The organism is Pseudomonas sp. EGD-AK9, from assembly GCF_000465935.2.
Lineage (GTDB): Bacteria > Pseudomonadota > Gammaproteobacteria > Pseudomonadales > Pseudomonadaceae > Aquipseudomonas.
Genome location: NZ_AVOF01000091.1, coordinates 1 through 9,327, shown reverse-complemented (window position 1 = coordinate 9,327; position 9,327 = coordinate 1). Strand labels below are relative to the sequence as shown.

The following is a 9,327-nucleotide window of genomic DNA, read 5'->3' as shown; positions in this document are numbered from 1 at the left end:
GTGCGGTGGCGGCGGTGATTGGGGCGGTGGCCGGCGGCCTGCTCGGCGCCGCGGCCGAGGAGGGCATCACCCGCACTCAGGGGGTGGAGATCACCGTGCGCGAAGACGACGGCACCCTGCGCGCCTATGTGCAGGAGGTCGAGCCGAACCAGATCTTCCGCGTCGGCGAGCGCGTGCGCATCATGACCGTCAACGGCACCAGCCGCGTCACTCACTGAGGTGCAGTGTACGAGCCGGAGCAGCCCCAGGTTGCTCCGGCTTTTTTGTGGCCCGTACGGGCCGCTGCCACGAGGCTGGGCGATTGGCGCGCCGCGCGTGTGTTTAGTAATAATTCAATGCATGACGATGTGTCGATAGGTATGGATAATCGGCGCTTATTCGTGTCACGACAATGACTTAGCTCGACCGCTCGGTCAGGAATCGAATACCGTCAGGGGAGTTGCGACTCCAATTCACGCCGCCGGGTTCTGCAAGCCCGGCGGGCTTGCATAAGGGGTTTTTGCCGATGGCGCTTGCGCTGATTGTCGCCTTGCCATTTCTGGGACTGTTTCTGCCGGTGCTGGCTGACCGCCTGGGGCGTTCCGCCTGTGCCGTGGCCGCCGCCCTGGCGCCGCTGCTCGCCCTGGTGCTGCTGTTCAGTCAGCAGCCGGCGGTGTTCGCCGGCGAGGTGCTGCGGGTCAAGCTGGAGTGGCTGCCGCAACTGGGGCTGAACCTCAGCCTGCGCCTGGATGGCCTGGGCTTTCTGTTCGCCCTGCTGATCCTTGGCATCGGCCTGCTGGTGATCCTCTACGCCCGCTATTACCTGGCCAAGAGCGAGCCAATGGGGCGCTTCTTCGCCTTCCTGCTGCTGTTCATGGGCGCCATGCTCGGCGTGGTGCTGTCGGAAAACCTGCTGCTGATGCTGGTGTTCTGGGAGCTGACCAGCCTGTCGTCGTTCCTCCTGATCGGTTTCTGGGGTTCGCGCTCGGAGGCGCGCAAGGGCGCACGCATGGCCCTGGCGATCACCGGCGGCGGCGGTCTGGCGCTGCTCGCCGGCATCCTGCTGATCGGCCACATCGTCGGCAGTTTCGAGCTGTCGCAGGTGCTCGCCGCCGGCTATGCGATCCGCGCCCACGAGCTGTACCCGCTGGCGCTGGTGCTGGTGCTGCTCGGCGTGTTCACCAAGTCGGCGCAGTTCCCCTTTCATTTCTGGCTGCCGCATGCGATGGCGGCGCCGACCCCGGTGTCGGCCTACCTGCACTCGGCGACCATGGTCAAGGCCGGGGTGTTCCTCCTGGCGCGCCTGTATCCGGCGCTGGCCGGCTCCGAGTGGTGGTTCTACCTGGTCAGCCTGACCGGCCTGGCGACCCTGCTGGTGGGTGCCGGCATGGCGCTGTTCCAGCACGACCTCAAGGGCCTGCTGGCCTACTCGACCATCAGCCACCTGGGCCTGATCACCCTGCTGTTCGGCCTCGACTCGCACCTGGCGGCGGTCGCCGCGGTGTTCCACATCATCAACCACGCCACCTTCAAGGCCTCGCTGTTCATGGCCGCGGGGATCATCGACCACGAGACCGGCAGCCGCGACATGCGGCGCATCAACGGCCTGTGGAAGTACATGCCGCATACTGCGGTGCTGGCCATGGTGGCGGCCTCGGCGATGGCCGGGGTGCCCTTGCTCAACGGCTTCCTGAGCAAGGAGATGTTCTTCACCGAGACCCTCCACCAGCACCTGCTGGGCAGCTTCAGCTGGGTGATCCCGGCGGCGGCGACCCTCGCCGGGGTGTTCTCGGTGGCCTATTCGCTGCGCTTCATCCACGACGTGTTCTTCAACGGCGAGCCGATCAACCTGCCCAAGTACCCGCCGCACGAACCGCCGCGCTACATGAAGGTGCCGGTGGAGATCCTGGTGTTCCTCTGCCTGCTGGTGGGCATGCTGCCGGCCTACACCGTGGCGCCGCTGCTGGCCACGGCGGCCTCGGCCACCCTCGGCGGCACGCTGCCGGAGTACAGCCTGGCGATCTGGCACGGAGTCAACCTGCCGTTGATCATGAGCCTGATCGCCACGGTCGGCGGCATCCTCATCTACACCCTGCGTCAGCCGCTGTTCCGCTGGTACGCCGGGATGCCCAGCGTCGACGCCAAGCTGATGTTCGAGCGCGTGGTGGTCAGCCTGTTCGGCGCCGCCACGGCGCTGACCCAGTGGCTGGAGAACGGTTCGCTGCAGCGCTACCTGGCCTGCCTGCTCGGCGCCGGCGTGCTGGTGGTGGTGCTCGGCCTCGGCCCGCTGCCGCAGCTGAACGGTTCGGTGGCGCTGAGCCCGGTGGACGGCATCACCGCGCTCGGCCTGGGCATCCTCTCCCTGGCCGCGCTGGTCACGGTGATCTTCCACCGCCAGCGCCTGGTCTCGCTGCTGATGCTCAGCGTGGTCGGCCTGATGGTGGCGCTGGCCTTCGCCCGCTACTCGGCGCCGGACCTGGCGCTGACCCAGCTGTCGGTGGAGGTGGTGACCATCATCCTGCTGATGCTGGCGCTGTTCTTCCTGCCGGCGCAGACCCGCGTCGAGTCCAGCAGCCTGCGCGCGTTGCGCGACTTCAGCCTGGCCATCGGCAGCGGGGTGATGATCGCCATGCTCGCCTTCGCCGTGCTCACTCGTCCCTACGACAGCATCGCCAGCTACTTCCTGGCGAACAGCGTGCCCGGCGGCGGCGGTACCAATGTGGTCAACGTCATCCTGGTGGACTTCCGCGGCTTCGACACCCTCGGCGAGATCAGCGTGCTGGCCATCGCCGGCGTCGGCATCTACGCCATGCTCGACGGCCTGCGCCTGTTCCAGCCCAATGCCGACGCCCAGGGGCGCAGCTGGGCGCGCGACCGCCACCCGCTGATCCTCGCCACCCTGTCGCGGGTGCTGCTGCCGATGGCGCTGCTGATTTCGGTGTTCATCTTCCTGCGCGGCCACAACCTGCCCGGCGGCGGCTTCATCGCCGGTCTGGTCACCGCCGTGGCGCTGATCCTGCAGTACGTCGCCAGCGGCGTGCAGTGGACCCAGTCGCGCCTGCCGCTGAACTACCACCGCATGGCCGGCGCCGGGGTGCTGATCGCCGCCGCCACCGGCCTTGGCAGCTGGCTGTTCGGCCGGCCGTTCCTGACCTCGGCCTTCGGCCATTTCCACATTCCCTTGGTGGGGGAGATCGAACTGGCCACCGCCATGCTGTTCGACCTGGGCGTGTACCTGACCGTGGTCGGGGCGACCCTGCTCATCCTCGCCAACCTGGGCAAGCTGACCCAGGAAAAGCCCGGACAGGAGGTACTCTGAGATGGAAGCACTGTTTGCCGTAGCGCTCGGCATCCTCACCGCCAGCGGCGTCTACCTGCTGCTGCGCGCCCGCACCTTTCCGGTGGTGATGGGCCTGACCCTGATTTCCTACGCGGTCAACCTGTTCCTCTTCGCCATGGGCCGCCTGCAGGGCGGCGCCTCCACGGTGATCGGCCAGGGCAGCCACTACGCCGACCCGCTGCCGCAGGCGCTGGTGCTCACCGCCATCGTCATCGGCTTCGCCATGACCGCCTTCGTCGTGGTCCTGGCGCTGCGTAGCGTCGGCGAGCTGAGCACCGACCATGTCGATGGCCGGGAGCCTCATCGATGAACCATGCGTTGATCCTGCCCGTTCTGCTGCCGCTGTTCGTCGGCAGCCTGCTGCTGTTCGCCGCGCGCCTGAGCATGCCGCTCAAGCGCCTGGCCTCGGTGAGCGCCACCGCCTTGCTGGTGCCGGTCAGCCTGTACCTGCTGCTGCAGGCCGACCAGGGCGCCATCCAGTTCTACGCCCTGGGCAACTGGCAGCCGCCGTTCGGCATCATCCTCGTGCTCGACCGCCTCAGCGCGCTGATGCTGCTGGTCACCGCGGTGCTGGCGCTGTTCGCCGTGCTCTACGCCATGCGCGGCGACGACGAGCGCGGGCGCAACTTCCACGCGCTGTTCCAGTTCCAGCTGCTGGGCATCAACGGCGCCTTCCTCACCGGCGACCTGTTCAACCTGTTCGTGTTCTTCGAGATCCTGCTGATCGCCTCCTACTCGCTGCTGCTGCACGGCGGCGGCAAGGACCGGGTACGCGCCGGCCTGCACTACGTGGTGCTCAACCTGGTCGGCTCGGCCTTCTTCCTGATCGCCGTCGGCGTGCTCTACGGCATCACCGGCACCCTCAACATGGTCGACATGGCCGAGCGGGTGGCGGCGGCCGACCACGACCAGGCGGCGCTGATCGGCGCCGCCGGCATGTTGCTGCTGGTGGTGTTCGGCCTCAAGGCGGCCTTCCTGCCGCTGTATTTCTGGCTGCCGAAGGCCTACGCCGCGGCCACGGCGCCGGTGGCGGCGCTGTTCGCGATCATGACCAAGGTCGGCCTGTATTCGATCCTGCGGGTGTACACCCTGATCTTCGGGGACAACGCCGGCGAACTGGCCGACATGGCGCTGCAGTGGCTGTGGCCGCTGGCCCTGCTGACCCTGGGCCTGGGGGTGATCGGCGCCTTCGCCGCCACCAGCCTGCAGGGGCTGCTGGCCTACCTGGTGGTGGTGTCGGTGGGCACCCTGCTGGCCGGCATCGCCCTGGGCACCGCCGAGGCGCTGCAGGCCGCGCTGTTCTACCTGATCCACAGCACCTGGATGGCCGGCGCGCTGTTTTTGATCGCCGACCTGATCGCCCGCCAGCGCGGCGTCAAGGGCGGCCAGCTGGTGCAGGGCGCGGCACTGCAGAACCCGCACCTGCTCGGCGCGCTGTTCTTCGTCGGCGCCATCGCCGTGGCCGGTCTGCCGCCGCTGTCCGGTTTCCTCGGCAAGCTGCTGCTGCTGCAGGCGGTCGGCCCCGGCTGGCAGGGGCTGTTCCTCTGGCCGCTGGTGCTGATCGGCGGCCTGGTCACCCTGGTCAGCCTCAGCCGCGCCGGCAGCACGCTGTTCTGGCGTGTGGGCCTGAGCCAGCTGGACAGTGCCGAACTGGACAAGGGCCGTCTGCTGGCCGCCACCGGCCTGCTGCTGACCGGGCCGCTGCTGGTGGCGCTGGCGCAGCCGGTGCTGACGTACCTCGCCGCCACCGTGGCGCAACTGCACGACCTGGAGAGTTACCGCATGATCCTGCAGAGCGGAGGTGCGTCATGAAGGCGCGCCGCTGGTTGCCCCACCCCCTGCTGAGCCTGTGCCTGCTGTTCGTCTGGTTGCTGCTGGTCAACGATTTCGGCCTCGGCCACTGGCTGCTCGGCGCCTTCCTCGGCTGGCTGATCCCGCTGGTCACCCAGGTGTTCTGGATCAACCCGCCGCGGGTGCGCAAGCCGCTCAAGCTGAGCCTGTTCCTGCTGCGCGTGCTGCTCGACATCGTGGTCGCCAACCTGCAGGTGGCCAAGCTGATCCTCGGCCCGATCAGCCGCCTGCGTCCGGCCTTCGTCGAGGTGCCGCTGCAGCTGAGCGACGAGCTGGCGCTGACCATGCTCGCCAGCATCGTCTCGCTGACCCCCGGCACGGTGTCGGCCGACCTCAGCGACGACAAGCGCATGCTGCTGGTGCACAGCCTCGATGTCGACGACGAACAAGAGCTGGTGCGCAGCATCCAGACCCGTTACGAAGCGCCGCTGCTGGAGGTGTTCGCATGCTCGCCTACGTGATCCCGATCTGCCTGACCATCATGGGCCTGGCCCTGGTGCTGACCCTGGCGCGCCTGATCAAGGGGCCGGACATGCCGGACCGCATCCTCGCCCTGGACACCCTGTACATCAACGCCATCGCCCTGATCGTGCTGTTCGGCATCTGGCTCGGTTCCGACCTCTATTTCGAGGCGGCGCTGCTGATCGCGGTGATGGGCTTTATCGGCACCGTGGCAGTGGCCAAGTACCTGCTGCGCGGCGATATCATCGAATAACGACCTGCTATGGAGACTGCTGCATGGACACCCTGATCGAAGGCCTGGTCGCCCTGTTCCTGCTGCTCGGCAGCCTGTTCGCCCTGGTCGGCGCCATCGGCCTGTACCGCCTGCCGGACTTCTTCATGCGCCTGCACGGACCGACCAAGGCCACCACCCTGGGCGTCGGCGGCATGGTCATCGCCTCGCTGATCTACTTCGGCAGCCGCGGCAACGGCCTCAGCCTGCACGAACTGCTGATCACCCTGTTCCTCTTCATCACCGCCCCGGTCAGCGCCCATATGCTGGCCAAGGCGGCGCTGCAGCAGAAGCTGCCGCTCAGCGAGCAGACCCGCGGGCGGCCCTGGGAACAGTAGTTGAGCGGGATCCATAGCCGAGCGGCCCGCGCCTCGCGCACGGGCCCAATGTCTGGAACCATTTGCCCGTACGCAGTCACCTCGCGGCCATCGCCGACGGTGCGACCCTTTGCCGCCTGAGGCGTTAAGGCTTTAGCCCGAGCATATCGCGCGCCACCGCTTCGGCCACTCGGATGCCGTCCACCCCGGCGGAAAGAATGCCGCCGGCATAGCCCGCGCCTTCGCCGGCCGGGTACAGGCCCTTGAGATTCAGGCTCTGCAGGTCGTCGCCGCGGGTGATGCGCACCGGCGAGGAGGTGCGCGTCTCGATGCCGGTGAGCACCGCGTCAGCCAGGTCGAAGCCCTTGATCTGCTTGGCGAAGGCCGGCAGCGCCTCGCGGATGGCTTCGATGGCGAAGTCCGGCAGCGACGGCGCCAGGTCGCCCAGCTTGACCCCCGGTTTGTACGAGGGTGTGACCTCGCCCAGGGCGGTCGACGGCTGGCCTTTGATGAAGTCGCCGACCAGTTGCCCCGGCGCCTCGTAGTTGCGCCCGCCGAGCACGTAGGCGTGGGATTCCAGGCGCTCCTGCAGTTCGACGCCGGCCAGCGGGCCGCCCGGATAGTCCTGCTCGGGGGTGATGCCGACGACTATGCCGGCGTTGGCGTTGCGCTCGTTGCGCGAATACTGGCTCATGCCGTTGGTGACCACCCGCTCCGGTTCGGAGGTGGCGGCGACCACGGTGCCGCCCGGGCACATGCAGAAGCTGTACACCGAGCGGCCGTTGCTGGCGTGGTGCACCAGCTTGTAGTCGGCGGCGCCGAGCTTGGGATGGCCGGCGTACTTGCCCAGGCGTGCGCGGTCGATCAAGGACTGCGGGTGCTCGATGCGGAAGCCCACCGAGAAGGGCTTGGCCTCCAGGTACACGCCGCGGGCATGCAGCATGCGGAAGGTGTCGCGCGAGCTGTGGCCGAGGGCGAGGATCACGTGGCGGCTGAGGATCTGCTCGCCGCTGTCCAGCACCACGCCGGTGAGCTGGCCGTCTTCCATGATCAGGTCGCTGACGCGCTGCTGGAAGCGCACCTCGCCGCCCAGGGCCTTGATCTCCTCGCGCATGGTGGCGACCACGCCGGTGAGGCGGAAGGTGCCGATATGCGGCTTGCTGACGTAGAGGATTTCTTCCGGCGCGCCGGCCTTGACGAACTCCTGCAGCACCTTGCGCCCGTGGTGGTGCGGATCCTTGATCTGGCTGTAGAGCTTGCCGTCGGAGAAGGTGCCCGCGCCGCCCTCGCCGAACTGCACGTTGGACTCGGGGTCGAGCTGGTTCTTGCGCCACAGGCCCCAGGTGTCCTTGGTGCGCTGGCGCACTTCCTTGCCGCGCTCCAGCACTATGGGGCGCAAACCGGCCTGGGCCAGGATCAGCGCGGCGAAGATGCCGCAGGGGCCGAAACCGACGACCAGGGGGCGCTCATCCAGCGGCGCCTTGGCCTGGCCGACCGGCTTGTAGGCGATATCCGGCGCCGGGCCGACCTGCTTGTCGTGCGCCAGGCGGGCGAGCAGGGCGGCTTCGTCCTTGACCGCGCAATCGAGGGTGTAGATGAACGGCATCTCGCCGAATTTCTTGCGCGCATCGTAGCTGCGCTTGAACACGCTGAAATCGAGCAGCTCGGCGTCGTCGATGCCCAGGCGCTGGACGATGGCCGGGCGCAAGGCGTCGTCGGCGTGGTCGAGGGGCAGTTTCAGTTCGGTCAGGCGAATCATGGCGAGTATCCCGCAGGGCCGGTGGCGATCCGGCAGAGTGAAAAAGGCCGGCGATTGTACAGGATCGCCGCCCGCAGGTCGTCAGCCGGCCTGCGGCAGCGGCCAGGCCAGCAGCACGTCGAGCATGCGGTTGGCGAAGGCCCATTCGTTGTCGTACCAGGCCAGCACCTTGACCAGCTCGTCCTGCACCCGGGTGTGGTTGAGGTCGACCACGCAGGACAGCGGGTAGCCGTTGAAGTCGCTGGACACCAGCGGCAGCGCGTTGCACTCCATCACCCCGGCCGGCAGCGCCGCCGCCCCGGCCTGCAGCGCGGCGTTGATCGCCTCGCGGCTGGTCGGCCGCTCGGCGGTGAAGGTCAGGTCGAGCAGCGATACGTTGGGCGTCGGCACCCGCACCGACAGGCCATCCAGGCGCCCGGCCAGTTCCGGCAGCACCAGGCCGATGGTCTTGGCCGCGCCGGTGCTGGTGGGAATCATCGACAGCGCCGCGGCGCGGGCGCGGTAGAGGTCCTTGTGCGCCTTGTCCAGCAGGTTCTGGTCGTTGGTGTAGGCGTGCACCGTGTTGATCAGGCCCTGGCGGATGCCCACGGCCTGGTGCAGCACCTTGGCCAGCGGCGCCAGGCAGTTGGTGGTGCAGGAGGCGTTGGAGACGATCTGCTGATTGCCCAGCAGCTCATGGTTGACGCCGTAGACCACGGTCAGGTCGGCGCTTTCCAGCGGGTGCGAGAGCAGCACGCGCTGGGCCCCGGCGGTCAGGTGCTGTTCGACCTGGGCGCGTTTCTTGAACTTGCCCGAGCACTCCAGCACCAGGTCGACGCCGAGGCGGTTCCACGGCAGGTTGAAGGCTTCGCGCTCGCAGAGCAGGTGGATCGACTGGCCGGCCAGGTGCAACTGGTCGCCCTGCAGCTCGACCTCGCCGGGGAAGCGGCCGAAGGTCGAATCGAAGCGGGTCAGGTGGGCGAGGGTGGCGTGGTCGCCGAGGTCGTTGATCGCGATCAGGCGGATGCGTTGCTGCAGATCGCGCTGCACCAGGGCGCGCAGCAGGGCGCGGCCGATGCGCCCGTATCCGTTCAGGGCTACTCGTAGCATGGCGGTCTCCTTCCGGCTTTGCTCTGTGCAGCTTAGGAGCCAGTTGGCGAGCCTGCCGCGCAGGACTGTGGCAAAAAATCACCGGGAGTGATTTTTGACGTCGCTTGCGACGGCCCAAAGGGGCACCGCCAGGGATGGCAGGTGACAAAAAACTTCCGGGAGAAGTTTTTGACGTCGCCTGCGACGGCCCGCAGGGGGCCGCCAGACATCGCCGGCAAGCCGGCGCCTACGCGGCGGGGCTCAGTTGCGCGCGCCGCCG

General features: G+C 68.0%; 8 protein-coding genes and 1 pseudogene. 7 read left to right on the top strand and 2 right to left on the bottom strand.

Annotation, left to right across the window (positions count from 1 at the left end; all coding sequences use genetic code 11):
- The 7 genes and pseudogenes from N878_RS05150 to N878_RS05120 form a co-directional block, all read left to right on the top strand.
- Positions 1 to 218: pseudogene (locus tag N878_RS05150) on the top strand (hypothetical protein); the annotation flags it as partial.
- A gap of 287 nt (positions 219 to 505) precedes the next feature.
- On the top strand, positions 506 to 3,298 hold the full coding sequence (locus tag N878_RS05145) for a monovalent cation/H+ antiporter subunit A (RefSeq protein ID WP_021442611.1): 2,793 nt from the start codon (positions 506 to 508) through the stop codon (positions 3,296 to 3,298).
- Position 3,299: 1 nt separating this feature from the next.
- Positions 3,300 to 3,629 carry a Na+/H+ antiporter subunit C gene (locus tag N878_RS05140; protein WP_021442610.1) on the top strand — a complete coding sequence of 110 codons (330 nt, stop codon included), beginning with the start codon at positions 3,300 to 3,302 and terminating at the stop codon, positions 3,627 to 3,629.
- Positions 3,626 to 5,131 (top strand): monovalent cation/H+ antiporter subunit D, encoded by a 1,506-nt coding sequence (locus tag N878_RS05135; protein ID WP_021442609.1) that lies wholly within the window; start codon positions 3,626 to 3,628, stop codon positions 5,129 to 5,131. Before N878_RS05140 ends, N878_RS05135 begins: the two co-directional genes overlap by 4 nt.
- Positions 5,128 to 5,631, top strand: coding sequence for a Na+/H+ antiporter subunit E (locus N878_RS05130; RefSeq protein ID WP_021442608.1), 504 nt, complete (start codon positions 5,128 to 5,130; stop codon positions 5,629 to 5,631). Before N878_RS05135 ends, N878_RS05130 begins: the two co-directional genes overlap by 4 nt.
- Entirely contained in the window at positions 5,616 to 5,885 is a 270-nt protein-coding gene (locus N878_RS05125) for a K+/H+ antiporter subunit F (RefSeq protein WP_021442607.1), read from the top strand. Before N878_RS05130 ends, N878_RS05125 begins: the two co-directional genes overlap by 16 nt.
- Before the next feature lie 23 nt (positions 5,886 to 5,908).
- The gene (locus N878_RS05120) at positions 5,909 to 6,241 is read left to right on the top strand and encodes a Na+/H+ antiporter subunit G (RefSeq protein ID WP_021442606.1); all 333 of its coding nucleotides are present in this window, start codon (positions 5,909 to 5,911) and stop codon (positions 6,239 to 6,241) included.
- Positions 6,242 to 6,365: 124 nt separating this feature from the next.
- On the opposite strand, the gene N878_RS05115 is transcribed toward N878_RS05120, so the two are convergent.
- Both N878_RS05115 and gap read right to left on the bottom strand, forming a co-directional pair.
- Positions 6,366 to 7,979 (bottom strand): NAD(P)/FAD-dependent oxidoreductase, encoded by a 1,614-nt coding sequence (locus tag N878_RS05115; RefSeq protein WP_021442605.1) that lies wholly within the window; start codon positions 7,977 to 7,979, stop codon positions 6,366 to 6,368.
- Positions 7,980 to 8,060: 81 nt separating this feature from the next.
- Complete coding sequence (gene gap / locus N878_RS05110; protein ID WP_021442604.1) at positions 8,061 to 9,068, bottom strand: type I glyceraldehyde-3-phosphate dehydrogenase; 1,008 nt, start codon at positions 9,066 to 9,068, stop codon at positions 8,061 to 8,063.
- Positions 9,069 to 9,327 lie beyond the last annotated feature (259 nt).